The 25,047-nt window shown below is 60.5% G+C and carries 27 protein-coding genes and 1 tRNA gene; 14 read left to right on the forward strand and 14 right to left on the reverse strand.

The features are described 5' to 3' along the window. Window positions 1-76 precede the first annotated feature (76 nt). The 10 genes from U5L73_RS05100 to U5L73_RS05145 form a co-directional block, all read right to left on the reverse strand. Window positions 77-1,591: an acetyl-CoA hydrolase/transferase family protein gene (locus U5L73_RS05100; RefSeq protein ID WP_322561329.1), complete on the reverse strand. Its 1,515-nt coding sequence runs from the start codon at window positions 1,589-1,591 to the stop codon at window positions 77-79. Between the two features lie 163 nt (window positions 1,592-1,754). Beyond that, a complete protein-coding gene (gene miaB, locus U5L73_RS05105; RefSeq protein ID WP_322561330.1) occupies window positions 1,755-3,092 on the reverse strand; it encodes a tRNA (N6-isopentenyl adenosine(37)-C2)-methylthiotransferase MiaB in 1,338 nt (445 codons plus the stop codon). Window positions 3,093-3,187: 95 nt separating this feature from the next. Continuing rightward, entirely contained in the window at window positions 3,188-3,577 is a 390-nt protein-coding gene (locus U5L73_RS05110) for a hypothetical protein (protein WP_322561331.1), read from the reverse strand. A gap of 57 nt (window positions 3,578-3,634) precedes the next feature. Further along, window positions 3,635-4,573 carry a hypothetical protein gene (locus U5L73_RS05115; RefSeq protein WP_322561332.1) on the reverse strand — a complete coding sequence of 313 codons (939 nt, stop codon included), beginning with the start codon at window positions 4,571-4,573 and terminating at the stop codon, window positions 3,635-3,637. Window positions 4,574-4,576: 3 nt separating this feature from the next. Beyond that, window positions 4,577-4,843 carry a hypothetical protein gene (locus U5L73_RS05120; RefSeq protein WP_322561333.1) on the reverse strand — a complete coding sequence of 89 codons (267 nt, stop codon included), beginning with the start codon at window positions 4,841-4,843 and terminating at the stop codon, window positions 4,577-4,579. Between the two features lie 161 nt (window positions 4,844-5,004). Beyond that, a tRNA-Met gene (locus U5L73_RS05125) sits at window positions 5,005-5,081 on the reverse strand. A 23-nt stretch (window positions 5,082-5,104) separates the two neighbouring features. Beyond that, window positions 5,105-5,884: an enoyl-CoA hydratase gene (locus U5L73_RS05130; protein ID WP_322561334.1), complete on the reverse strand. Its 780-nt coding sequence runs from the start codon at window positions 5,882-5,884 to the stop codon at window positions 5,105-5,107. Window positions 5,885-5,972: 88 nt separating this feature from the next. Further along, the gene (locus U5L73_RS05135) at window positions 5,973-7,832 is read right to left on the reverse strand and encodes a peptidase M61 (RefSeq protein ID WP_322561335.1); all 1,860 of its coding nucleotides are present in this window, start codon (window positions 7,830-7,832) and stop codon (window positions 5,973-5,975) included. Window positions 7,833-7,942: 110 nt separating this feature from the next. Next, window positions 7,943-8,668 carry a DsbC family protein gene (locus tag U5L73_RS05140; protein WP_322561336.1) on the reverse strand — a complete coding sequence of 242 codons (726 nt, stop codon included), beginning with the start codon at window positions 8,666-8,668 and terminating at the stop codon, window positions 7,943-7,945. Window positions 8,669-8,715: 47 nt separating this feature from the next. Further along, window positions 8,716-9,840, reverse strand: coding sequence for an FAD-dependent monooxygenase (locus tag U5L73_RS05145; RefSeq protein ID WP_322561337.1), 1,125 nt, complete (start codon window positions 9,838-9,840; stop codon window positions 8,716-8,718). A gap of 56 nt (window positions 9,841-9,896) precedes the next feature. On the opposite strand from U5L73_RS05145, the gene U5L73_RS05150 reads away from it, so the two are divergent. Together U5L73_RS05150 and U5L73_RS05155 are read left to right on the forward strand one after the other, a co-directional pair. Further along, window positions 9,897-10,256, forward strand: a complete 360-nt coding sequence (locus U5L73_RS05150) for an MOSC domain-containing protein (RefSeq protein WP_322561338.1) — start codon at window positions 9,897-9,899, stop codon at window positions 10,254-10,256. A gap of 27 nt (window positions 10,257-10,283) precedes the next feature. Beyond that, window positions 10,284-10,793 carry an MOSC domain-containing protein gene (locus U5L73_RS05155; RefSeq protein WP_322561339.1) on the forward strand — a complete coding sequence of 170 codons (510 nt, stop codon included), beginning with the start codon at window positions 10,284-10,286 and terminating at the stop codon, window positions 10,791-10,793. A 34-nt stretch (window positions 10,794-10,827) separates the two neighbouring features. On the opposite strand, the gene U5L73_RS05160 is transcribed toward U5L73_RS05155, so the two are convergent. Continuing rightward, entirely contained in the window at window positions 10,828-12,579 is a 1,752-nt protein-coding gene (locus U5L73_RS05160; protein WP_322561340.1) for a diguanylate cyclase domain-containing protein, read from the reverse strand. A 31-nt stretch (window positions 12,580-12,610) separates the two neighbouring features. Here U5L73_RS05160 and ychF point away from each other — a divergent pair, with 31 nt between their 5' ends. Genes ychF through mnmH form a run of 3 tightly spaced genes read left to right on the forward strand, consistent with a single transcriptional unit; the run spans window position 12,611 to window position 15,727 of the window. Next, on the forward strand, window positions 12,611-13,702 hold the full coding sequence (gene ychF / locus U5L73_RS05165) for a redox-regulated ATPase YchF (RefSeq protein WP_313875138.1): 1,092 nt from the start codon (window positions 12,611-12,613) through the stop codon (window positions 13,700-13,702). Window positions 13,703-13,724: 22 nt separating this feature from the next. After that, entirely contained in the window at window positions 13,725-14,621 is an 897-nt protein-coding gene (locus U5L73_RS05170) for a DMT family transporter (RefSeq protein ID WP_322561341.1), read from the forward strand. Window positions 14,622-14,647: 26 nt separating this feature from the next. Beyond that, a complete protein-coding gene (mnmH, locus tag U5L73_RS05175) occupies window positions 14,648-15,727 on the forward strand; it encodes a tRNA 2-selenouridine(34) synthase MnmH (protein WP_322561342.1) in 1,080 nt (359 codons plus the stop codon). Here mnmH and U5L73_RS05180 read toward each other — a convergent pair. Continuing rightward, window positions 15,702-16,175 (reverse strand): YqaA family protein, encoded by a 474-nt coding sequence (locus U5L73_RS05180; protein WP_322561343.1) that lies wholly within the window; start codon window positions 16,173-16,175, stop codon window positions 15,702-15,704. The two genes, mnmH and U5L73_RS05180, sit on opposite strands and share 26 nt — an antisense overlap. Before the next feature lie 148 nt (window positions 16,176-16,323). On the opposite strand from U5L73_RS05180, the gene dusB reads away from it, so the two are divergent. From dusB to U5L73_RS05205, 5 genes are all read left to right on the forward strand, one after another. Then, a complete protein-coding gene (gene dusB, locus U5L73_RS05185; protein ID WP_322561344.1) occupies window positions 16,324-17,376 on the forward strand; it encodes a tRNA dihydrouridine synthase DusB in 1,053 nt (350 codons plus the stop codon). Continuing rightward, window positions 17,373-17,609, forward strand: coding sequence for a Fis family transcriptional regulator (locus U5L73_RS05190; protein ID WP_313875143.1), 237 nt, complete (start codon window positions 17,373-17,375; stop codon window positions 17,607-17,609). Before dusB ends, U5L73_RS05190 begins: the two co-directional genes overlap by 4 nt. Window positions 17,610-17,681: 72 nt before the next feature. Then, window positions 17,682-19,292, forward strand: a complete 1,611-nt coding sequence (gene purH / locus U5L73_RS05195) for a bifunctional phosphoribosylaminoimidazolecarboxamide formyltransferase/IMP cyclohydrolase (protein ID WP_322561345.1) — start codon at window positions 17,682-17,684, stop codon at window positions 19,290-19,292. A gap of 10 nt (window positions 19,293-19,302) precedes the next feature. Next, on the forward strand, window positions 19,303-20,274 hold the full coding sequence (locus U5L73_RS05200) for a tripartite tricarboxylate transporter substrate binding protein (RefSeq protein ID WP_322561346.1): 972 nt from the start codon (window positions 19,303-19,305) through the stop codon (window positions 20,272-20,274). A 187-nt stretch (window positions 20,275-20,461) separates the two neighbouring features. After that, window positions 20,462-21,055, forward strand: coding sequence for an SIS domain-containing protein (locus U5L73_RS05205; protein ID WP_322561347.1), 594 nt, complete (start codon window positions 20,462-20,464; stop codon window positions 21,053-21,055). 81 nt (window positions 21,056-21,136) lie between these two features. On the opposite strand, the gene hemL is transcribed toward U5L73_RS05205, so the two are convergent. Next, window positions 21,137-22,438, reverse strand: a complete 1,302-nt coding sequence (hemL, locus tag U5L73_RS05210; protein WP_322561348.1) for a glutamate-1-semialdehyde 2,1-aminomutase — start codon at window positions 22,436-22,438, stop codon at window positions 21,137-21,139. Window positions 22,439-22,452: 14 nt separating this feature from the next. Continuing rightward, entirely contained in the window at window positions 22,453-23,376 is a 924-nt protein-coding gene (gene thiD / locus U5L73_RS05215; RefSeq protein WP_322561349.1) for a bifunctional hydroxymethylpyrimidine kinase/phosphomethylpyrimidine kinase, read from the reverse strand. Between the two features lie 141 nt (window positions 23,377-23,517). On the opposite strand from thiD, the gene U5L73_RS05220 reads away from it, so the two are divergent. From U5L73_RS05220 to U5L73_RS05235, 4 genes are all read left to right on the forward strand, one after another. Further along, window positions 23,518-23,670: a rubredoxin gene (locus U5L73_RS05220; RefSeq protein WP_296509851.1), complete on the forward strand. Its 153-nt coding sequence runs from the start codon at window positions 23,518-23,520 to the stop codon at window positions 23,668-23,670. A gap of 71 nt (window positions 23,671-23,741) precedes the next feature. Continuing rightward, entirely contained in the window at window positions 23,742-24,134 is a 393-nt protein-coding gene (locus U5L73_RS05225; RefSeq protein WP_322561350.1) for a response regulator, read from the forward strand. Further along, window positions 24,134-24,499, forward strand: coding sequence for a response regulator (locus tag U5L73_RS05230; RefSeq protein ID WP_313875149.1), 366 nt, complete (start codon window positions 24,134-24,136; stop codon window positions 24,497-24,499). The genes U5L73_RS05225 and U5L73_RS05230 overlap by 1 nt, the downstream gene beginning before the upstream one ends. Before the next feature lie 12 nt (window positions 24,500-24,511). Continuing rightward, on the forward strand, window positions 24,512-25,039 hold the full coding sequence (locus U5L73_RS05235) for a chemotaxis protein CheW (protein ID WP_313875150.1): 528 nt from the start codon (window positions 24,512-24,514) through the stop codon (window positions 25,037-25,039). Window positions 25,040-25,047 lie beyond the last annotated feature (8 nt).

Raw genomic sequence — 25,047 nt, forward strand, 5'->3', positions numbered from 1 at the left:
GAGCAAACATTCTTAAGCCAAATCACCCGCTAGCGCATATAGAACATGCGCGAGCAGCTCCTAAATAAATAGCGAGTTACAACATCCGCCCGGTCTTCACAAACCGGTCATGCCACGACAGCGCCTCGCTCAGGATGTGCGGGGTGTGGCGGCCGGGGGCTGTCTGCAGGGAACGGTCGAAGTAGTCGCGCAGGGCGGGGCGGAAGTCGGGGTGGGCGCAATGCTCGATGACGAGTTGTGCGCGCTGGGTGGGTGACTTGCCGCGCAGGTCGGCCAGGCCCTGCTCGGTGACGATGATTTCCACGTCGTGCTCGGTGTGGTCGGTGTGCGAGACCATGGGCACGATGCAGGAGATGGCGCCGTCTTTGGCGGTGGACGGCGTCATAAAAAAGGACAGGTAGGCATTGCGCGCAAAGTCGCCCGAGCCGCCAATGCCGTTCATGATGCTGCTGCCCATGATGTGGGTGGAGTTCACGTTGCCGTAGATGTCCGCCTCGATCATCGCGTTCATGGCAATCAGGCCCAGGCGGCGGATCACCTCGGGGTGGTTGCTCATTTCCTGCGGGCGCAGCACGATGCGTTTGCGGTAGAAATCGATGTTGGCGTTGAATTCTTCCAGCGCGGCGGGGCTGAAGGATAGTGCGGTGGCCGAGGCCATGGTCAGCTTGCCGGACTTGATCATCTCCAGCATGCCGTCTTGCAGTACTTCGGTGTAAGCGGTGAGTCCGTCAAACGGGCCATGGTTCAGCCCCATAAGCACCGCATTGGCTATATTGCCCACCCCACTTTGCAGCGGCAGCAGGTTGGCGGGCAAGCGGCCGGCGGAGACCTCTTGTTGCAAAAATTTAATGATGTGCCCGGCAATCCGTTCCGAGGTTTCATCCGGCGCTGCGAAGGGCGAGTTGCGGTCGTGCTCGCTCGTCTCTACCACCGCAATCACCTTGGCTGGGTCGCAGTGCAGGTAGCAGTCGCCAATGCGGTCGCCAGGCGCCACCAACGGTATCGGCTGGCGGTGCGGTGGAATGCGAGTGCCGTAGTAAATGTCATGCATGCCCTCTAGCCCGGCGTGCTGATGGCTGTTGACCTCCAAAATGATGTGGTCTGCCAGATCCAGCCAGGTCTTGTTGTTGCCCACTGAGGACGATGGAATCAGCCGCCCATCGGGCAGGATGCCCGCCACTTCCACCACCGCCACCTTGAGCGGCCCCAGAAAGCCAAACCACGCTAGTTGCGCCACATGCGAGAGGTGGATGTCGGTGTACTGCATCTGCCCCGCGTTGATTTGCTTGCGCACGATGGGGTCTGACTGGTAGGGCAGGCGCATGGAGATGCCGTGGGCTTTGGCCAATGCGCCATCTAGTTCGGGCGCGGTGGAGGCACCGGTCCACAGGCCGATCTGAAACTCTTCGCCCGCTGCATGCAGTTGCTCTATGCGTTTGGCTAGCGCCTGCGGCACCGCCTTGGCGTGGCCCGAGCCGGTAAAGCCGCTCATGCCCACATTGGCTCCGGCGGGGATGAGTGCGGCAGCCGCCTCGGCAGACATGATCTTGGCTTGAAAGGCGGGGTGTTGGATGCGATGGGCAGATGGCATGTCAAAAAACTCCGGGAAACTGGGGGCGGCGGGCGCTAGGCGCTCCGCATGCCCGCCATCTTACGATCGACTTACGGGTTTACCCTTGGTGTTTTCTTGGCTTGGGGCAAGCCACAAGCAAAAAGGGCTCCCACAAGAGCCCTCGGTACAAGGTGCTAAATGGTCAGGCTGCGTGTTCCACCGTCAGCACTTCACCGCGCAATGTGTAGCTGCGGGTTTCGGTGATCGTCACATCCACCAGCTGCCCGACCAAGCGAGGGTTACCGGCAAAGTTGACGACGCGGTTGCACTCGGTGCGGCCCATCAGTTCGCCGTTGTCGCGCTTGCTGCTGCCTTCCACCAGAATGCGTTGTACCGTGCCCAGGCGCTGGTTGCTGATGGTGGCAATGTTGGCGTTGATAGCGGCTTGCAGCTCTTGCAAGCGGGCCAGCTTTACTTCGTGCGGGGTGTCGTCGTGCAGGTTGGCCGCCGGCGTGCCGGGGCGGGGACTGAAGATGAAGCTGAAAGAGTTGTCAAAGCCCACGTCGTGGATCAGCTTCATCATCTTGGCGTGGTCTTCGTCCGTCTCACCAGGAAAGCCGACAATAAAGTCAGAGCTAATGCTCATGTCGGGCCGGATGGCGCGCAGCTTGCGGATTGTGCTCTTGTATTCCATGGCGGTGTAGCCGCGCTTCATGGCCATCAAAATCTTGTCGCTGCCGTGTTGCACCGGCAGGTGCAGGTGGCTCACCAGTTTGGGCAGCTTCTCGTAGGCCGCAATCAGGCTGGGCGTGAACTCATTGGGGTGGCTGGTGGTGTAGCGGATGCGCTCAATGCCCGGAATGTCGCTCACGTATTCCAGCAGGGTGGCAAAGTCGGCCATTTCGCCCGAGTCGCCCATGGCGTTGCGCCAGGCGTTCACGTTCTGGCCGAGCAGGTTCACCTCTTTCACGCCCTGGTCGGCGAGGCCGGCAATCTCCACCAGCACATCTTCAAACGGGCGGTTGATTTCGGTGCCGCGGGTGTAGGGCACCACGCAGTAGCTGCAGTACTTGTTGCAGCCTTCCATGATGCTCACAAAGGCGCTGGCGCCGTCTACCTTGGCCGGGGGGAGGTGGTCAAACTTCTCAATCTCGGGGAAGCTGATGTCGACTTGCGGCTTGTCCAGCGCCTTGCGGGCGTTGAGCAGCTCGGGCAAGCGGTGCAGGGTTTGCGGGCCGAACACCACGTCCACATAAGGTGCCCGCTTGATGATCTCGGCGCCTTCCTGGCTGGCCACGCAGCCACCCACGCCAATCTGCACGCCCTTGGCCTTGAGGTGCTTGATGCGGCCCAGGTCGCTGAACACTTTTTCCTGCGCTTTCTCGCGCACTGAGCAGGTGTTGAACAAAATCAGGTCAGCCTGCTCCACATCATCAGTGGGCTCGTAGCCTTGGGCGGCGCCGAGCACGTCAGCCATCTTGTCCGAGTCGTACTCGTTCATCTGGCAGCCGAAGGTTTTGATAAAGACTTTTTTGGACATGACGTATCCCGTGAAAATGCTATGAATAAAGGAGCGGCTGGCGCAGGTGGCGAGAGCGCTACCAGCCGAAAATGCGAATGAACCGCTTAGGCGGCTTAGCGGGAGTACGACGGCTTGGTGGGGTACATCGCGACTTCAATCTCGTTCAATACCCATACGTCGTGCAGCATGGATTGGCTGTCCAAGACGGCCATCACCTGCAGGGTCTGTCCGACGGCGCTGGCAGACATCAGCAGCATGCCGTTGGCTCCGCGGATACGGGCGCCGGGGGAGAGGCGTGCCACCACGTTGTTGAACAACACTTCAGGTGGTTGCACTACTTGCAGGGTTCCACGCACGGCGGTGGAGGGGAAGGTCCGCACCGTCACGTAGTTGCCGTTGCTGTCCGTAACGACCTGTGTGGTGGGGTTGGTCTGCGCCATGCCCCCGAAGGGCAAGGCGACCAACAAAGAGATAGCGCCGATGGCGCGAAGGCAGCGATTCATGGTGTGTATCCAGAGGCTGTGAATGAACGAAAGGCCCGATTTTACCGGGCCCGTCGTTCAGCGGGGCTTTTGCAGGCGCTGCAGCATCAGTTCTTGCGCGATCCGCATGCGCTCCACGGCAGCGGACAGGTTCTTGAACTCCAGCACCTTGATGCTGGCTACCGGCTTGGTGGACTCGCCGCGGCTCAGGGCGTCGACCAGGGTCGTCAGGTTGCGAATGGGCTCGGTCACACTCTTGGGCAGGCTGATCAACAAGTACACACCAATGCCGATGCCAATCAATACGCTTGCCATGACACCGTAGATCATTTTGTTGAAGCCTTGGTTGGTCACCGTGGTCAGGGCCAGCGTGGCTTCACTCTTCTGGGCAAAGGTGGTGGCCACGCCTTTGATCAGGTCGGCAGAAAAACGGTCTTTGCCGGCCTTGATCAGGTCATTGGCTTCATCGGGCAGCAGCATGCGCGTACCTTCCAAAACAGGCGTTGTGTCTTTGGTCTTGGTACCTTTGGTGCTGGCGGCTTGCTCTTCGGCAGCCTGGGCTGTGGCCGCTTCTTCCTGCATCTTGTTGGCGCGGGCGTTCACTTCCGCAAACACCTTGGTCATTTCTGCTGCATAAAACTCACTTGCTGCAGTCCACTGGCCCACACGACTCAAGTCATCAGCGCTCAAGGCGCTGCTGCCGTTGGCGCGCATGCGACCGAGCAGCGCGGTGATCTTCTCCATCGTGCCGGTCCATTCCTTTTGGTACTGGGTGCGCTTCTCGGGGTTGTTCACATAGATGAAGTACTCTTTTTCGTACCGGCGAATCTGCTGCGCCATGGTCGACAAATCGGCCAAGTCCACCTGGGCTACGGTGTTCTTGCGCGCCACCTCCACCACTTCGCGCTCGGTATAGCGGCCCATGGTCAGCACGCCGACGGCTTGCAGGATAAAAAATACGATGATGGCAATCAGCCCCACTGTGAGGTTGCGGTTGATGGATGTGGTTTTTTTCATGGCTTACTTTTGAAGAGGGGTGATGGGGGCTGGGGCTGTGCACCGCTCCAGAATGGTCTGGCGGATACGTTCATTGGGCAGTCCTGCAGGCAACTGCTGGCTGAGGTTGATCAGGAACGAGCGGAGGTGGGCTTCGTGGTTGGCTTGCGGCAAGGCGTGGCTGGAAGCGGTGGCATCCATGGCGTCTTCGACCACAAACCGGGCTGCCACGCCGAGATACTCGACAAGGACTTGGGTGGCGGTTTGAGCCACATGTTCTGGATTCCACACCTGAGGTTCTGCTTTCTTGAAAGTTCAGCCATGCTTGGCTGGCGACGCCGGTGGCATCGTTTTCAAGAATCCTAGGTGTCGGGCAGGGCTTAGCCTGGGGGTGCGAGGCGAGCGCCCATGAAAAAACCCGCAACGTGTGAACAATTGCGGGTTTCTTGGTTTGGTGGTCGTAGGTGGACTTGAACCACCGACATCAGCATTATGAATGCTGCGCTCTAACCAACTGAGCTATACGACCGAGATCGGCATTATATGCCAGATTTATTGGTGTGTAAAGTTCGCGGCGCGTTTGTTCACAAAAGCGTCCATGCCTTCCTTTTGATCGGCGGTCGCAAACAGGGCGTGGAACATGCGGCGCTCGAAGGCAATGCCATCTGCCAAGGTGCCTTCAAAGGCGCGGTTGACCGATTCTTTGGCTGCCATGGTCGCCACCTGGGAGAACGCGCAGATTTGCAAAGCGGCGCCCAAAGCTTCTTCTTGCAACTTATCGAGCGGAACCACGCGGCTCACCAAGCCGGCACGCTCGGCCTCGGTGGCATCCATCATGCGGCCGGTCAGGGCCAGGTCCATGGCCTTGGATTTGCCCACTGCACGGGGCAGACGCTGGGTGCCACCCGCGCCGGGGATGATGCCCAGCTTGATCTCGGGTTGGCCGAACTTGGCGTTGTCAGCGGCGATGATGAAGTCACACATCATGGCCAGCTCGCAACCGCCACCCAGCGCAAAGCCACTCACGGCGGCGATAACCGGTTTGCGGATCGTGCGGATAGTTTCCCAATTGCGGGTGATGAAGTCGCCTTTGTAGGCATCCGCAAAGCTGAACTTGGCCATGGCCGTGATATCGGCGCCGGCCGCAAATGCTTTTTCACTACCGGTGATCACCACGCAGCCGATAGTGGGGTCGGCGTCAAACCCCTTGAGGGCTGCGCCCAGCTCGTCCATCAACTGGTCGTTGAGGGCGTTGAGCTGCTTGGGGCGGTTCAGGGTGATGATGGCAACCTTGTCGTCTTCCACGCGGGTGGTGATGCATTCGTAGCTCATTCAGTGGTCTCCTGTTGTGTGTCGAAATGAGGGGGGCTGGGCGCACTATAGCCAAGCGAATTTGCACCGTGCTGACGCGAGCTGCGGTTTACACGCCGTCCAGCCAGTGGTTGGCGGCTGCCGCATCGCGCACCGACAGGCGCACCGCCTGGGTGGGGGCCGGCAGGGTAAGGGTCAGCTGCATCAGGCGCTTGTCGCGCGAAACCAATGCCGTCACTTTCTTGGCCTTGCCGGCATAGAGCATCAGGTCATCCAAGGCCTGCATGCGCCAGGGCATGCCCTCGGTTTGGACTGCCAGCCACTCGTCGCCCGCAGCAAAGCCGGCTTTTTCGGCGGCTCCTCCCCGCAGCACCTGCTGGATGAACAGCCCGCCGCTTTCTTTGACCCGCAGCCCGAGTTGCTGGGCGGCCTGGTCGGGCTCGCGGTTGACTTGCACACCGTGTTGCTCCAGCAGTTCGTGCACAGGCAGCTCGTTGGTGCTGTGTACCCAGCGCGCCAAGTCTTTGGCGAACGAGCGGCCGCCGAGCTCTTGCAACACGGCCAGCAGGTCCGCCTCGGTCATGGGGCCGCCGGCACAGCGTGTCCACAGGCCGCGCATCACGGCATCGAGGTGGGTTTTGCCTTCGGCGCGCAGGGTCAGGTCGAGGCACAGGCCCACCAGTGAACCCTTGGTGTAGTAGCTCACGGTGGCGTTGGCGGTGTTTTCGTCTTGGCGGTAGTACTTCACCCACGCGTCAAAACTGCTTTGCGCCACGCTTTGCACCAGCCGCCCCGGGGTTTGCTGGACCTGATTGATGGTCTTGCTCAAGAGCTTTAGGTAGGTGGCGTTGTCGATGCGTTTGGCACGGCGCAGCAGCAAGTCGTCGTAGTAGCTGGTGAAGCCTTCGAAGAACCATAGCAGCTCGGTGTAGTTCTCTGCGCGATAGTCGTAAGTGGCCAGCTCTGCGGGGCGCAGGCGCTTGACGTTCCAGGTGTGAAAGTACTCGTGGCTGATCAGCCCCAGCAGCGTGGTGTAGCCCTCGGGCTGCTTGTGGGTGGTGGGGGCCAGCGTAGTGCGGGGCAGGCGCGGCAAGTCTTTGCGGTTGCAAATCAGGGCGGTGGAGTTTTTGTGCTCCAGCCCGCCATAGCCATCGTGCACCGCGGCCAGCATGAAGACATAGTTTGTGAATGGAATCGGGCTTTGGCCCCCGTCTTTATTGCGGGAGCTGCTATCTTTTTGATACTGCTCAAAGTCGCTGCCGTGCCAGAAGCGCATTTCCGCTTCGCAAATGGCGCGGGTGTCGGCCAGTAGCAACTCGCCGTCAAAGCTGGGCGGTGCGCCGGCCACCACAAAGCGGTGGGGAATGCCGAACACCTCAAAACTACCGCTCCAGAACGGCCCCATTTCCACCGGGCAGTCGACCAGGGTGTCGTAGTCGGGGGCGCGGTACAGGCCAAAGCCCGCCTTGTCGACGGCAACTGCCGGCAGTCCGGTGGCCAGCTGCCAGCCCGTGGTGCCGGCAACCGGCGCGATGTCCAGGGTGTGGGCCTCTGCTGCTGCTTCGGGCACCTGCAGGCACAGGCTGGTGCCGTTGAAGAAGCCGCGCTGCGCATCCAGCCAAGCGGTGCGCACCGACGCGTCAAAGGCATACACCTCGTAACTCACTTCCAAAGGCAGGCCGGCGCGGCAACTGACTTGCCAGGTGGCTTTGTCCAGCTGCGTCACCGGGACGCGTTTGCCGCCTTGCCGGCACTCCAGCTGCTGCAGGTGTTTGGCGAATTCGCGTAGCAGGTAGCTACCCGGAATCCAGGCCGGCAGGCGCAGGGTCTGGGTGCTAGCCGGCGAGGCCACGGTCATGTGCACCGTGAACAGGTGGCTGTGCACATCGGGCACTTCGATCCGGTAGTGCACCGCGGATGCGGGTGCAGCAGTTGTGAGGGATTTGGACGACTTGGACGAAGTTTTCATGCCTAAACACCGGTTGGCGCCCGCCATGCTTGCGCGAGCAGCTATGAATTCAGGAGCAATTTGTGGAGACCGGCGACCCGCGCCGGGCGCTTGTGAGGGAGGCAGTGGCCTTAGCTTTTTGCGTCTTTCAGGTATTTTTCGATTTGCTGGGCGTCAATCGCGCCGGGTACGCGGTTGCCGTCTTCAAACAGCAGGGTGGGCGTGCCCTGAATGCGGTAGGTCTTGCCGAACTCCACATTGCGGGCGAGCGGCGATGTATCGCACATCGCTGCTGCGGCCGGTGCGGGCTGGTCGCGCAGCATCCAGTCTTGCCAGGCCGCCACCTTGTCTCTGCTGCACCAGATCGCCTTGGATTTTTCTGTCGAGTCCGGCCCGAGGATGGGGTAGAGGAACATGTAGATCGTCACGTTGTCGATCTTTTGCAGATCGCGCTCAAAGCGCTTGCAGTAGCCGCAGTTCGGGTCCTCAAAGACGGCCAGCTTGCGCGAGCCGTTGCCCCGCAAGATGGTGAAAGCGTCTTTGAGGGGCAGGCTGCTGAACTTGATGGCAGTGAGCTTGTTGATCCGCTCCTCGGTCAAGTTGCGCAGTCCTTTGGTCTCGTACAGGTTGCCCTGAATCAGGTAGTTGCCCTTGGCATCGGTGTAATAGATCTCGACGCCATTGGCCCGGACCTCATACAAGCCGGGGATGCCGGCCGGGCGCACTTCGTCGATGGACTTCAGCTGGGGCACCCGTTTCGTGATGGCCTCGCGGATGGCGGCCTCCTGGGCAAAAGTGCCCGTAGCAAAGGCGGCGAGCGCCAGGCCCACGGTGGCAAACAAACGGGGGAAGTGCATAAACAAGAGTTCCGGAAAGTGTGAAAAGACGGAGCGAGCCTGAGCGCTCACAGGCCCATGGCCTGCCGGGCGACCCAGTGTTTGAGCGGGGCGCAACTGTCAAAGCCGCGCATGCCCCAGCTGCGGGCGTTTTCCGCCCAAGCGTGGGGGTGGGCAAACAGCTGTTGCAAGGAGTTGCCACTGCCACCCACCACGGCGAAGGCGGCCTTGCGGGCCCGCTCGTAGCGGCGCAGCAAGCGCATATCGTCGACAGGGCGCCAGTAGCCACGGGTATCGAGCACCTGTACCAGTTCGGCCACATCACCCAAGCCCAGGTTCAAGCCTTGGCCCGCCAGCGGGTGCACGTTGTGGGCCGCGTCACCCGCTAATACCCAGGCACGCCGATGGCCGTCCAGGGTGGTGGTGCCGGTCCAGCGGGTGGCGACGGCATGCTGCAAGGCCCAGCTCGCGCGGGGGCTAGCCAGACGCAGGGTACCCACCGCCATGCGGGTGGCCGTTTGCAGGGCGTTGGTGAATTCGAGGTCGGTGTGTTGCATCAGGGCTTGTGCGCGCTCTGGGGACACTGACCACACAAGGGCATGAAAGTTCCCCTCCGGCCCTTGCATCGGCAACAGTGCGGTCACTTCGCCTTCGCTGAACCACTGCCGGGCGGTTTGCTGGTGAGGCAGCGCGCTTTCTACTCTGGCAGCTACTGCGGTCTGGGCATAGCGATGTGCCTCGAACTCCACACCGAGCTCATCGCGAGTGGTGCTGGCGCGCCCTTCACACACGACGGTCAGGGTCGCGGGTTGCGGTGTATCGACTACGGAAATGAGGGGTTGAAACTGCACGGCTTGGGCGAGCTGTTGCTCGAGCACGGGCACGTCCACAATCCAGTTCAGGGCATCTACACCTTGCGGGGCTGCATCAAAATTTACTTGGGCGTCCGCGTCGGCCACGACCGCCATGTGCAGCACCGGTGTGGCATGGGCGTCAGCTGGCCAGCAACGGATGGCTTCGAGCAGTTGGCGCGAGCGCGCGTTCAGGGCGTATGCCCGCACATCCGGGCTAGAGTGGGGGCTGCTGGTCGTCTCGACCAGCGCCACTTTCAGGCGTTTGGCCGCCAAGTGCAGCGCCAGGGTGCGCCCCACGATGCCAGCGCCACGGATACAAATGTCATAGGTTTGGGCCATTGGGTCATTGTAGGAGGGCTGTGCACAATGCTGGCTCTATGCACCAGGAAACCCCCATGACCCCACACTTTGAAGCCGATATGCACGGACACATTGCCGCGCTGATGATTTACCCGGTGAAATCGCTCGCCGGTATCGCGGTGGAGCATGCGCGCCTGCTGGACACCGGGCTGGAGTGGGACCGGCACTGGATGGTGGTGGATGCAGAAGGGCTTTTTGTGAGCCAGCGCGAATATCCCCGCATGGCGTTGGTGCAGCCGCGCCTGCTGGCACAGGCACTGGAGTTGCAGTGCGCCGGCCTGAGCCCGCTGCAGTTGGCGCTCGACGCGCAGGGGCCGCAAACCCGGGTCCAAGTCTGGGATGACACCGTGGATGCCCTCGATATGGGGGATGCTGCTGCTTTGTGGTTGCAATAAGCGCTAGGTTGCGAAGGAGTCCGCCTTGTGCGCTTTGCGCCCGAGGGGCGGCGGGCGTGCAGCCTTCGCTGGACCGGCGGTGCGCAGGGGCACACCCAATTTGCCGACGGATACCCGGTGCTGGTCACAACCGACGCGTCCATGGCACCGCTCAACAGCCGGTTGGCGGCTGCGGGTTTGCCGCCTGCCGAAATGCGCCGTTTCCGGCCCAATGTGGTGTTGGGAGGCATGGAGGCACATGATGAAGACCACATGGCAGTTCTGCAGGTCACGACTGAGGAGGGCAGTGCTACCCCCGCGCAACTCGCCTTGGTGAAGCCGTGCGCCCGCTGCCCGATACCCAATATTGACCCCGACACGGCTGAGAGCCACCCCGGCGCGGGGGATGCCCTTCAAAGCTACCGCCGGGACGCCCGCTTGAATGGCGCGATCACCTTCGGAATGAATGCGATCGTGCAGGCCGGTGCAGGTCAGGTCCTGCGGGTGGGGCAGGTGGTGGCTGCGTCGTACCAATTTGATGGCGCTGCTGCGCCGTAAGTCACGCCGGCCATGGTGAGCGCTCGACCAGCGATCAGCTCGACAGCGAAGAGTGCAAGCTGGCTAATTGAGTGGGTACAGGCTCAAGAAAGCGGATCGGCCGGCGGGTTCGCGGTGAGATGCCGGCCAGCACGCCCGCCAACTCGTTGAGGGCTTGTGCAGGTTCGACCGGGTTTTCGTGCAGCAGTACGCACGCGGCTTGGAACTGCAGCGTGACCTCGGTGGGCATGCCTTGCAAGGGAATCAGCCCCGAGGCCACCAGTTTGACCAACCGCTCGGTGAGCGCCTGCCGCGAACCGACACCCTCCAGCAGTAGGGCGAACCGCGCGCTGCCCACCCGTGCCGCCGGGTCCACATCCCGTAGCACGCGGTGTAATTTAATCACTGCGCGCAAGAGGCATTGTTCTGCGGCCGGGTCGCCCATGCTGTGGCGGATGTGGTCGAGGTTCGCGATATTGACCAGAACCAACGCCAAGGGTTCACGGTGGGTGATGGCACGTTGGTAGGCGTCGGCTACATGGGTTTGAAAGACCTCTGCGGTGAGAAGGCCGGTCAAGGCATCCTGCGTCGGGAGTTGCTCTGCGCGGGCGACGATTTCTTTGCGGTCGTGGGTGGCACGCCCCAGTGCATAGACCAGGGCGGGCACGGACGCTGCCACGATAAATGTGAGCAAGTAGCGCAGCGGCCAGAATGCAGGGAGGTTGCCCCCAGCCTCCAGGGTCGTCCAGATCACGAGACCTAATTTAGGGCTGTAGGTCCACATCAGCCAAGCCCCCAGGGGCGAGCCCGCCCGCCAATTTACGGCGGTGGCCAGCAGGCAGCAAGCGGTGCCCAGCAAAATCACGATGCCAGAGACCGTGTCCGCCATCGCACGGTCCAGTAGCAGGTAGCTGGTGACAGAGGCCAATGCGCTGAACCCCAGCACCCCCAAGAGCTGGTCAAGCCGGGGGTGGTGGGTAGAGAGCGCGTACAGGTGCCGTACGCACAACAAAGTGACACCGATGGCCAGTGACGGCAACACACTGCTTGCGTAGTCCGCCCACACCGGATCGGGCCAGAGCAGCGCATTGAGTATTCCGTTGAACTGCGCCAGCGTGAGGGCGACCATTGCGCTGTAGAGGGCCGCGCCCAAATCTGACATGTGGCGGAACTCGGCATAGCGCATCAAGGAGACGACCGTCGGGGTCAGGATCAGGCCGAACATGACCCCCAGTCCTATCCCCTCCGCCATACGCTGGCCTTCGCGCAGGTTAGCGGGTGCCATGCGCAAGGGGACGGCGAGCGGCTTGAAGTTGCGCACTTGTAGCAGTACCTCAACCGGCTTGCCGGGTGGCAAATACAGCTCAAACTCAGGATACAGGCCGCGCACGTTCCAGTGGCGCTGGGCGTGCTTGTCGCCTGCTGTTTGGGGGTACCAAGCGCCGTCTTGCCGCTCAAAAAGCACTACGTGGTCGAGGTAGGGCTGAGGAATGTTCAGCGTCCACCGGCCGGTGCTTCCGGTCGCCCGAACCAGCGTTAGCTTGATCCAAAGCGTGTTGTTGGCGTTGAGGGGCGCCGCGTGCCCCATGTGGGTGGCTTCAAACGGCGCGGCCCAGGCTTGGGCCGCTGTTGCGTTGCGGCCCGGTTCCAGCCACTGCATGGAGCTGTCTTGGAGGGGCTGCGGCTCGCTGTTGTCTGTCAATAAAAGCGGACTGGCAGCGCGGGCTTCGGCGACAAATCCATGCGCCCAACCCGCTCCCGCCCAAAGTGCCAGCGCCACCAACAGGCGCAGGAACAGGTATGGCATACACTTGTCACCCAGTTTTTAGAGGTTTTTTATGAGTTTGAAGTGTGGCATTGTAGGCCTGCCCAACGTGGGCAAAAGTACCCTTTTTAACGCGCTGACCAAGGCGGGCATTGCTGCAGAAAACTACCCGTTTTGCACGATTGAGCCCAACGTAGGCGTGGTCGAGGTGCCTGATCCGCGTCTGCAGCAGCTCGCTGACATCATCACCCCCGAGCGCATTGTTCCGGCCATCGTGGAGTTTGTGGATATTGCGGGTCTGGTGGCGGGCGCCAGCACCGGCGAGGGCTTGGGCAACAAGTTTTTGGCACACATCCGCGAAACAGACGCCACCATCAACGTGGTGCGCTGCTTTGAAGACGATAACGTGATCCACGTTGCCGGCAAGGTGGACCCGATTGCCGATATCGAAGTCATTCAGACCGAGTTGTGCCTTGCTGATTTGGGCGCGGTGGAAAAAGCCTTGCACCGTGTGACAAAGCTGGCGCGCTCGGGCGACAAGGAGTCCATCAAGCTGGTGGCGATTCTGGAGAAGTGCCAAGCTGCGCTGAACGAAGCCAAGCCGGTGCGCACCCTGGACTTCAGCAAAGAAGAGTTGCCTTTGCTCAAGCAGTTTTTCCTGATCACGGCCAAGCCCGCGATGTTCGTGGCCAACGTGTCGGAAGATGGTTTTGAAAACAATCCTCTGCTCGACCGCTTGACCGCCTTTGCGACCGCCCAAGGCGCGCCTGTGGTGGCCATTTGCGCCAAGATGGAAGCTGAGCTCTCAGAGATGGACGATGCGGACCGGCTGGAGTTCTTGCAGGAACTCGGCCAAACCGAACCCGGTTTAAACCGCCTGATTCGCTCTGCCTACAGCCTGTTGGGCTTGCAAACCTACTTCACCGCTGGGGTGAAAGAGGTGCGCGCCTGGACCATCCATGTGGGCGACACCGGCCCCCAGGCGGCTGGCGTGATCCACACGGATTTCGAAAAAGGTTACATCCGCGCCCAGACTATTGCCTTTGATGACTTCATCAGCCACAAGGGTGAGCAGGGCGCCAAAGACGCGGGCAAGATGCGCGCTGAAGGCAAGGAATACGTGGTCAAAGATGGCGACGTGATGAACTTCCTGTTCAGTTCTTGATGGCACGTGCTGCGGCGGCAGCGTGACGCTGTCTTTTGATTGGTTGGCCCTGGGCGCTGCGGCTTGCTGGGCGGTGACCGGGCTGATTTCAGCCCCCCAAGCGCGCCATCTCGGCGCGTTTGCATTTACCCGTTGGCGTATGGGGCTGGTGTTTGTGATGCTGGCGCCCGTGGTCCTGCTGAATGGGGCTTGGCACAGCATCCATGCCGAGCAAGCTTGGGTCTTGATTCTTAGTGGATTGATCGGCATCTTCATCGGCGACACCGCTCTGTTTGCCTCCATGAACCGGCTAGGCCCACGCCGTACCGGGGTGCTGTTTGCCACGCACGCCTTGTTTAGTGCACTGCTAGGGTTTGTGGTGCTGGGTGAGCGCATGGGTCCTCAGGCCATGATGGGCGGAGGCTTGGTGGTGGGCGGCGTCATGTTGGCGATTGCCTTGGGTAGCCGCAAAGATGAGTCGCACGCTTTGGAGCAGCTTCGCGGGCATATTCCATCAGGGATCGCGCTGGGCCTGTTGGCCGCCTTGTGCCAGGCCACCGGCTCATTGATTGCCAAGCCTGTGATGGCCTCGGGCGTGGACCCTGTCGCAGCCACGGTGCTGCGGGTGGGGGCAACTTGTGCCGCTCACTTGGTGCTTCTGTGGGCGGGTGCTTCGGTGGCTCGTACCCAAAACCCCTTGTCTTTAGCCGTATTGGGTAAAGTCGGTTTGAGCGGCATGATCGGTATGGGCTTGGGGATGAGCCTCATCCTGCTGGCGCTGCAGCGTGGCAATGTCGGCATGGTGGGCATCTTGTCATCGGTGTCGCCGGTGTTGGTATTGCCCTTGTTATGGTGGCACCTGGGCCGCTCGCCCGCGCAGGGCGCTTGGTGGGGCGCCGGTCTCACCGTGCTGGGCACGGTGTTGGTGTTGGTCCGTTAAATGGGGCCGTTAATGAGGGGATGCCCGTGACTTCTGTGAATCACACGTTTGCTGACATCGAGCAGCTGGCCACCTTTGATGCGGTGATCGACGCGCGTTCGCCCGGCGAATACGCGTTAGACCATATTCCCGGCGCCATCAACTGCCCGGTGCTGAATGACGAAGAGCGTATCCGCGTCGGCACCATGTACAAGCAGGTCTCGCCGTTCGAGGCGCGCAAGGTCGGGGCCGTCTTGGTCGCGCGCAATGTGGCAACGCATGTCGACAGCTTGTTTGCCGCGCACCCCAAGTCGTGGCGGCCGCTGGTGTATTGCTGGCGCGGTGGTCAGCGCAGCGGCTCGTTCACCCATATCCTGAACGAGGTGGGTTGGACCGCGCGGCGCTTGTCAGGGGGCTACAAGTCCTGGCGCCACCATGTGCTTGAAGAGTTGGTGCGTCTGCCCGCGCAATTCCGCTTTCAGGTGCTGGCCGGCCCGACAGGCTCGGGCAAGACCAAGGTACTCGAAGCCTTGCAGGCGCAGGGTCATCAGGTGCTGAACCTGGAGGCGCTGGCGGCTCACAAGGGCTCGGTACTGGGTGGCTTGCCAGATCAGGCCCAGCCTTCCCAGAAAATGTTCGAGACGCAGATACTCCATACCCTCTCAAGCTTTGACCCTGGCCGCCCGGTGTATGTCGAGGCGGAAAGCAAGCGCATCGGTTTACTGCGTTTGCCGGATTCGATTTACCAAGGCATCCAGCAAGGCCAGTGGTGGGGGCTGGATGTGCCGGTGGGCCTCAGGGTGCAATTTTTGTTGCAGGACTATGCCTACTTTCTGCACAGTGACACGCTTCTGGAGCAGCTGGACCGTTTGGTCCCGACCTGTGGCAGAGCCCAAGTGGACCAGTGGAAAGAGTGGGTGGCGGCGTCGCGTTATGCAGAGCTGGTGGAGGACCTACTGGTCAAGCACTACGACCGGTACTACGACCGCTCCATGCGCCAGCTCCAATCCGGGGAGGCGCGGGACTTTCTCTTGAGTACCGATGATGTCTCTGACACCGGCTTCATCGACCTTGCCAGCCGCTTGGCACTGCGCGCGCAACTCACCACAGGCGCACCAGCCCGCTAAGCGCTGCCGTCATGGTGATATAGCGTAGGCACTTGCCGATCGCCATGTAAATCACGCACGGCCAAAACGGAAGGCGCAGCCAGCCGGCGACTCCACACAAAGGATCGCCGACGACCGGTAGCCACGACAGCAAACAGGCCTTGGGCCCCAGGCGTGTGAGCCAGGCCAGCGCCCGCACATGACTTGCGGATCGGCCATACCGGTTTGCAAGATGGCAGGCCGCGTGGCCCATCCACCAGGTGATGGCTCCACCTAGGGTGTTGCCGGCAGTCGCCACCGCGATGACCCGCCAGAACCAATCCGGCTGCAATTGCACCAGCCCGAAGACAACCGGCTCTGACCCCATCGGCAACAAGGTGGCAGACATCAGCGAGACCGCAAACACCGTGCTCAGCCCGAACTCAGGGAGCGAAAGCCATTGCAACAAAGAGTGAAACCAAGCATCCATAGCGGCCCAGTATAGGGATCAGAGGGCGGCAGCCAGTGAGGTGCCTGCGCATTTCAATTGCTGAAATTTTGAGCAGTTAGAATGCAGGCCGGGCCCGCTGAAATGCGGGCCTTCACGCTTTCTAACGCCTCCAGCTTTCCTCATACCCATGCAAATCGGCCCATTCGCTTTGGCGAATCACCTCTTTGTTGCCCCCATGGCGGGGGTGACGGACCGGCCCTTCCGCCAACTTTGCAAAAAGCTCGGCGCAGGGTATGCGGTGAGCGAAATGGTGACCTCCCGCAAGGACTTGTGGAAGAGCCTCAAGACCTCGCGCCGGGCCAACCACGATGGGGAACCCGGCCCGATTGCCGTGCAAATTGCCGGTACCGATGCGCAAATGATGGCGGAAGCCGCGGTCTACAACATCGACCGTGGCGCCCAGATCATCGATATCAACATGGGTTGCCCCGCCAAAAAGGTGTGTAACAAGTGGGCCGGCTCTGCCCTGATGCAGGATGAGCAGCTCGCCATCGAGATCGTAGAGGCTGTGGTCAACGCCTGCGCCCCCCGCAATGTGCCCGTGACCCTGAAAATGCGCACCGGTTGGTGCCAAGCAGAGAGGAACGCGGTGGTGCTGGCCCGTGCCGCCGAGGCCGTGGGTGTGCAAATGGTGACGGTGCACGGCCGCACCCGAGAGCAGGGCTACCAAGGAGCTGCCGAGTACGACACCATTGCAGCCGTCAAGGCCGCTTTACGCATCCCGGTGGTGGCCAATGGCGACATCACCACCCCTGAGAAGGCGCGTGAGGTGCTAGCCGCGACCGGTGCAGACGCCATCATGATCGGCCGTGCCGCTCAGGGGTACCCGTGGATATTCAGGGAAGTGGCGCACTTTCTGGCCACTGGCACACACCTTGCACCGCCGCTGGTGAGCGAGGTGAAAAAGCTGTTGGTCGAGCACCTCTACGACCATTACAGCCTGTATGACGAATTTATCGGTGTGCGCTCGGCGCGCAAGCACATCGGCTGGTATTTGCAGGATTTACCCGGTGGTGAGGATTTCCGCCAGGGCATGAATCTACTGGAAGACAGCGCCTCCCAGGTGGCGGCGGTCCAAGGGTATTTGGACACGTTGAACGCAAAAATGGATCGCATCCCTGCACGGGGATCCGCGAACGGTCAGGCAAAGGGACATGACATGACGGAATTGGCAGTATGAGCGGCACGAATTTGGATGATTGCGTGCGCGCGAGCCTGGAGCTTTACTTTGCAGACCTCGACGGCACAGAGCCCGCCGGCATGTATGACATGTTGGTGCGCGCGGTAGAAAAGCCGTTGCTGGAGGTGGTGATGGCACAGGCGGACCACAACCAATCCAAAGCAGCGCAATGGCTGGGCCTGAATCGCAATACCCTGCGCAAAAAATTGGTCGAGCACAAGCTGCTCGCGTAAGCCCCCCACCGGCATCCGCCTTGGTGCGGTTGCCCGGTGAAACGTTTTCTGGTTTCACTTTACTCCCGCACTATGAACGCACAAAAAACCGCACTGCTGTCCGTCTCTGACAAGACCGGCATCGTTGAACTCGCCCAAGCGCTGCACGCCCAAGGCGTCAAGCTTTTGTCCACTGGCGGTACCGCCAAGCTACTGGCCGACAAAGGTTTGCCGGTGACCGAAGTGGCCGAGATGACCGGCTTCCCCGAGATGCTGGACGGCCGTGTGAAGACCTTGCACCCCCGCGTGCACGGTGGCTTGCTGGCGCGCCGCGACTTCCCCACCCACATGGCGGCACTGGCCGAGCACAACATCAACACCATCGACTTTCTGGTGGTGAACCTGTACCCGTTTGAAGCCACCGTGGCCAAGGCTGGTTGCACGCTGGAAGACGCGATCGAGAACATCGACATTGGCGGCCCCGCCATGGTGCGCAGCGCTGCCAAAAACTGGAAAGACGTGGCGGTGCTGACCGACGCGGCTCAGTACGACACGGTGATCGCTGAACTGAAAGCCAAGGGCGTAGTTAGCGACAAGACCAAGCTCGGCCTGTCCATCGCTGCGTTCAACCGCATCAGCCAGTACGACGGTGCTATCAGCGACTACTTGTCGGCCATCCAGATTGGCGACGAAGTGCCCGCAGGCGACAAAGCCCCGGTGCTGGACCTGTTCCCCGGCCAGAGCAACGGCCGCTTCATCAAGGTGCAAGACCTGCGCTACGGTGAAAACAGCCACCAGCAAGCTGCGCTGTACCGTGATTTGATGCCTGCCCCTGGCTCGCTGGTGACTGCCAAGCAGCTGCAGGGCAAAGAGCTCAGCTACAACAACATCGCCGACGCGGACGCCGCGTGGGAGTGTGTGAAGAGCTTTGACACGCCGGCCTGCGTGATCGTCAAGCATGCCAACCCCTGTGGCGTGGCTGTCGGCGCGAATGCCTTGGAGGCCTACAGCAAGGCCTTCCAGACCGACCCCACCAGCGCATTCGGCGGCATCATTGCCCTGAACACCGAGCTGGACGAAGCCGGTGCGCAACAAATCTCCAAGCAATTTGTGGAAGTGTTGATGGCGCCTAGCTTCACACCCGCAGCGCTGGAAGTCTTCAAGAGCAAAGTCAATGTGCGGATTCTGCAAATCGACCTGCCCAAGGGTGGCACTACGCCATGGGACCAGGGCCGCAACCTGATGGACATGAAACGTATCGGCTCCGGCATCCTGCTGCAAACGGCCGACAACCATGAGCTGGCTCTGAGCGACTTGAAGGTCGTAACGACTAAGCAACCTACGGCTGAAGAGCTCAACGACTTGTTATTCGCCTGGAAAGTGGCTAAGTACGTCAAGTCCAACGCCATCGTCTTCTGCAAAGGCGGCATGACCATGGGTGTGGGCGCAGGCCAGATGAGCCGCTTGGACTCTGCCCGCATTGCCTCCATCAAAGCCGGCCACGCCAACCTGTCATTGGCAGGCACCGTGGTGGCGAGCGATGCTTTCTTTCCCTTCCGCGATGGCTTGGATGTGGTGGTGGACCATGGCGCGACTTGCGTCATTCAGCCTGGTGGCTCCATGCGCGACCAGGAAGTGATTGACGCTGCTAACGAGCGCGGCGTGTCTATGGTGTTCAGTGGCGTGCGCCACTTCCGCCACTGATCGGCCTGCCATGAACGCTTTGCGATTCGTCACTCTCGTTGGTGCCCTTGTGTTGGGCGTCTCCAGCAGTTGGGCCCAAGGGGCGAACAAGCCGATCCGCCTCGTGGTTCCTTATGCCGCAGGCGGTCCGCTGGACATTACCGCCCGAGTGCTGGCCGAGCGGGTCAAAGACAGCCTCGGCACAGTGGTGGTGGAAAACCGCCCCGGCGCCGGCGGCAACATCGGTGCGGATGTGGTGGCCAAAGCTGCGCCTGACGGTTACACCATCGGCATCGCGGCCACAGCTACGCACGCGGTGAACCCGTGGCTGTTTGCCAAGATGCCCTACAACGCAGCGACGGACTTTGCCGGCATCACGCAGATGGTGCGTGTGCCCAACGTGCTGGTGATGAATGCCGAGGTGGCGCAGCGCCTGCGCATCGGGACCCTGGCGGACCTGATTGCTTACGCTAAGGCCAACCCTGCCAAGCTCAACTACGGCAGCGGCGGCAACGGCAGTGCCGGACACTTGGCGGGGGAGATGTTCAAGAAAGAAGCCGGAATTTTCGCGCTGCATATTCCTTACAACGGCGGAAACCCTGCGCAACTGGCATTGCTCAGCGCGCAGGTGGATTTCAATCTGGACAACCTGGCCACGGCAGCGCCCAATATCCGCTCGGGCAAGCTCAAGGCCTTGGCGGTCACTTCCCTCAGCCGCAGCGCAGCCCTGCCGGAGGTGCCGGCCATGTCTGAAACGCTCAAGGGTTTTGCGATTGACACATGGTGGGGGCTGGTCGCTCCGGCAGGTACGCCCAAGGAGCGGATCGCGCAGCTCCACCAGGCCTTTACCGCGGCCCTGCAAGCGCCTGAGACCAAGACCCGCTTTAACACTTTGTTCGCCGAACCCGCACCTTCCACTCCCGCTGCCTTTGATGCGTGGATGCAGGCAGAGCGACGCAAGTATGAAAAAGTGGTGAAAGACACGGGCGCCCGCGTGGATTGAAGGGCACTGCATCAATTCAAAAGCCGCTCTTGAGCGGCTTTTTTTATGCCTATTTGATATGTAGCCCACGCGAAATAGGCGTAGCCAGCTATTATTTTGATAGCAATTCAAGATATAAACGGGGCCTGCACCAGGTCTTGCGCTGCTGTTGATCCGGGCTGGTGGGGATTGCGCGAAAATGAGCGCCATGCAAAACCACATCACCTCCAGCCTGCAAGAGGCGCATACCGCTTTGACCAATCTGCTGGCCAACCCGGCCGCATTGGCGACCATCGAGCAGGCCGCGCAACTACTGATCTCCATTTTTGAGAATCACGGTCGGGTTTACTCCTGTGGCAACGGTGGCTCCATGTGTGATGCCATGCACTTTGCGGAAGAGCTGACAGGCCGTTACCGTAAAGACCGCAAAGCCTTGGGTGCCACCGCCATCAGTGATGCCGGCCACCTGACCTGCGTGGGCAACGACCACGGCTATGAGCAAGTGTTCGCCCGCTATGTCGAAGGCCACGGCCGCCCCGGCGATTGCCTGGTGGCGCTCAGTACCAGCGGCACCAGCAAGAATGTGATCAAGGCCGCCGAGGCGGCCAAGGCATTGGGCATGAAGGTCATCATCCTCAGCGGCAAACGCAGCGACAAGCTGGAGCCTCTGAGCGATGTGTACATTTGCACCCCCGGTGGCATGTATGCAGACCGGGTGCAGGAGCTGCACATCAAGGTGCTGCACATCCTGATTGAGCTGATCGAGCGTCACTTCTTTCCTGAGAACTACGTCGGCGAGTGAGTGCGTAGTCCACGGCACCATAAAACAAGGGCTGGAAGCCAAATCGGCTTCCAGCCCTTGTTTTGTTTGCGCGAGTAGCTTCTATTTTGATAGCAATTTGAACACGTCACCCGCCGCGGCGACCGTCTCTGCAATGTCGGCATCGGTATGTGCTGCGCTCATGAAGCCAGCCTCATAAAGCGCCGGGGCGATGTAAACACCGCGGTCTAGCAGGCCGTGGAACAAGGTGTTGAAACGCGCGTTGTCGGTGGTCATGACTTTGGCGTAGTTTTGCGGTAGTTCTTTGAAGAAGAAAAAGCCGAACATGCCGCCCTCAGAGTCGCCGCAGAAGTCGATTCCCGCTTTGTCGGCTTCTGCTTGCAGCCCGCTGATCAGGGCCCGTGTTTTGCGGCCCAGGTCTTCGTAGAAGCCGGGTTTGCTGATTTCTGCCAGCGTCGCCAAGCCGCAAGCGGTGGCCACCGGGTTGCCGGACAAGGTGCCGGCTTGATACACCGGGCCCAAGGGGGCCAGCTGCTCCATGACCGCGCGCTTGCCGCCAAAGGCTGCCAAGGGCATCCCACCGCCGATGACCTTACCCATGACGGTCATGTCAGGCTCAAAGCCGGGGATGCTGCGGGCATAGACCTGCTGGGCGCTGCCGGGTGCGACGCGAAAACCCGTCATCACTTCGTCAAATACAAACAAGGCGCCGTATTCCGTGCACAGCTCGCTGCAGCGTTTGATGAAGGGCACGCTGGCGCGCACGAAGTTCATATTGCCGGCAATCGGCTCGATCATCACGCACGCCAGCTCTTTGCCGTGCAGGGCAAAAGCTTCTTCCAATTGCTGGATGTTGTTGTACTCCAGCACCAAGGTGTGTTGCACCACTTCAGGGGGCACACCTGCGCTGGTGGGGTTGCCGAAGGTGGCCAAGCCGGAGCCGGCTTTGACCAGCAGTGCGTCGGCATGGCCGTGATAGCAGCCTTCAAACTTCAAGATCTTGCTACGGCCTGTAGCGCCGCGGGCCAGGCGGATGGCACTCATGCCGGCCTCGGTGCCGCTGCTGACCAGGCGCACCATGTCCATGCTGGGCACCAGTGCGAGGATGGCTTCGGCCAGTTCGACTTCGCGCTCAGTCGGGGCGCCAAATGAGAAGCCGTCGAGTGCTGCTTTTTGCACCGCCTCCAGTACCGCAGGGTGGCCGTGGCCTAGGATCATCGGGCCCCAGGAGCCGATGTAGTCGATATAGCGCTTGCCGTCGGCATCCCAAAAGTAGGCGCCTTGCGCACGCTGCACGAAGCGCGGCGTGCCGCCCACGGCCTTGAATGCACGCACAGGCGAGTTCACGCCACCGGGAATCACGCGCTTGGCGCGCTCAAAGAGTTCTAAATTACGATCTGTCACAAAATTTCTGCCAGTTAGTGTCGGGTGGAGTTGGGAGGGACTTCGAAGTCGGCTTCGAGGGCGCTGATGGTGCTTTCGTCGTCGTCATCGGATTCCGGCTGTGCCCAGAAAAGCCGGTCTGGAATCACGTGCCCCATGCCGGGGCGGAACCCGTTTTCCAGACATCTGTCCAGGTAACTCAGGGCTTCGGTCACGGCTTCGTTCAGTTCCGTGCCGCTGGCAATCAATGCGGCCAATGCCGCGGAGAGGGTATCGCCTGCCCCCGTGAAGATGGCTTCAAAGCGCTCGAATTTTTCACTGCACAACACCGAGGTTGGCGAAGCCAACACGTTATCAATGAACTGGTCCGGCAGCGGGATGCCGGTGACCAGGGTGTAGGGCACGCCAAAGGCATTGGCTGCTTTGGCGATATCACGGGCCGAGGGGCTCTTGTCGGCGCTCCAGTCCGGTAGCAGCCAGCGCGAGAGCGTGCTGTGGTTTCCTACCAACAGAGTGGTCTGTGGCAAAAGTAACTCTGTGCAAGCGTCTTGATACAAATCGATCTTGTCCTCCTCCCACCAGGAGAGGTCGGGCATGTAGGCAACGAGCGGGATATCGGCATAGTCAGAGGCCAGTTCTGCAATGGCGGAAAGGTTCTCTGGAGTACCTACAAAACCCACCTTGAAGACCTGTGCGGGGACGTCTTCCAGAATGATGCGGGCTTGCTCAGTGACCGCCTCGTCATCAAAGGGGAAATGGTCCACGATCTCTGTGGTGTCGCGGGCATAGGCACCGGTGACTACTGGCAGGGCATGGGCGCCTACGGACGCGATCGCAGTGAGGTCCGCAGAGGTGCCGGCGCTACCGCTCGGGTCGTTGGCGTTAAATGCCATGACGCAAGCCGAAGGGCCGTCATCGTCCATGGTTTCGTCAAGTTCGGGGGGGAGGGATGCCGACATCTAGAGGCCTCTATTAGGGTAAGTCATCGTGCAGAATGGCGTTCTTTAGATGGGCGGTCGTCTTTTTCACAAAACCTGCTCTATACAATCGTTGGATTCTATTTGAAGGCTCAATAAGCTGTGACTGATACCAAAACTTGGATGTGCTTGATTTGCGGTTGGATTTACGACGAAACCGCCGGAGCGCCTGACCATGGCATCGCACCCGGTACTTTGTGGGCGGATGTTCCGATGAACTGGACTTGCCCCGAATGTGGTGCTCGTAAAGAAGATTTTGAAATGGTGCAGATCTGACACCCGTTGCGGGTGTGAAATTTGCTTGTACTGACGTATCTCGCCAACGCGGGGAGTATCCCCCTTAACGTATGACCATTCCCACCTTCAAAGTGCTCGTGATAGACGACAGCAACACGATAAGACGTAGCGCGGAAATCTTTCTCAAGCAGGGTGGGCACGATGTCTTGTTGGCAGAGGACGGTTTCGATGCGCTCGCCAAGGTAAATGATTACCAGCCGCACATCATCTTCTGTGACATTCTCATGCCACGGTTGGACGGCTATCAGACTTGCGCCATCATCAAGCGCAACGCCAAATTCTCTAGTGTGCCGGTGGTCATGTTGTCCTCCAAGGACGGAGTCTTCGACAAAGCTCGGGGTCGCATGGTCGGCGCGCAAGACTACCTCACCAAACCTTTTACCAAAGACCAATTGCTGAAAGCGGTTCAGCAATTTGGAGCTGCCATGCAAGGAGCGAATTGATGCCTATCCAAAAAGTACTGATCGTTGACGATTCCAAAACAGAGTTGCTGTTTTTGACTGAAATTTTGCAGAAGAACGGATTCAGCGTCCGTTCGGCAGAGAACGCTGACGAGGCGTTCAAGCGTCTTACAGAAGACCGCCCGCACTTGATCCTGATGGATGTGGTGATGCCCGGGCAAAACGGCTTCCAGCTGACGCGCGCCATCAACCGCACGCCTGAATACGCGGACATCCCGATCATCATGTGTACCAGCAAGAGCCTGGAGACCGACCGTGTCTGGGGCATGCGCCAGGGCGCCAAAGACTACATCACCAAGCCGGTCGATGCATCTGAGTTGCTAGCCAAAATCAAGGCACTGGGCTAACGCCGACTTGATATGGCCAACAGAGACGCACTCCGAGAATTACAAGCCCGGCTCGCGAGCCGTTTGCAAGCTGCGAAGACCGAAGGTATGTCGGTGGCGTGGTTGGCTGTTCAGGCCGGCGCCCGGAAGTATCTGTTTCCATTGGGGCAGTCTGGCGAAATTGTTCCTGTGTCCCATCTGCAAGCGGTCCCCTACTCGGTGGACTGGTTCTTGGGTGTCATGAATATCCGGGGTGGTCTTTTTGGAGTCGTCGATCTTGCGGCGTATTTGGCGCAAGACGGAGTGGGTTCCAGGCAGGTAGTTGCCGGGGAGCCCAGTGTGGTGACGCTCAATGCAGCATTGGATGTGAATTGCGCGTTACAGGTGGATGTTTTGTCCGGCCTGCGCGGCGCTGATGCGTTCACCCAGTCACATGGTCCGGCAGAAGGCTCTCCGCCTTACCTGGGGAATGTGTTCATCGATAGCGCGGGTGAGTCTTGGCAAGAAATCAACTTGCGCGTTCTCTCTCAGTCTCCGCAGTTTTTAAGCATCACCGCTTAGTTCACCTG

This window comes from Rhodoferax sp., from assembly GCF_034520025.1.
Lineage (GTDB): Bacteria > Pseudomonadota > Gammaproteobacteria > Burkholderiales > Burkholderiaceae_C > Allorhodoferax.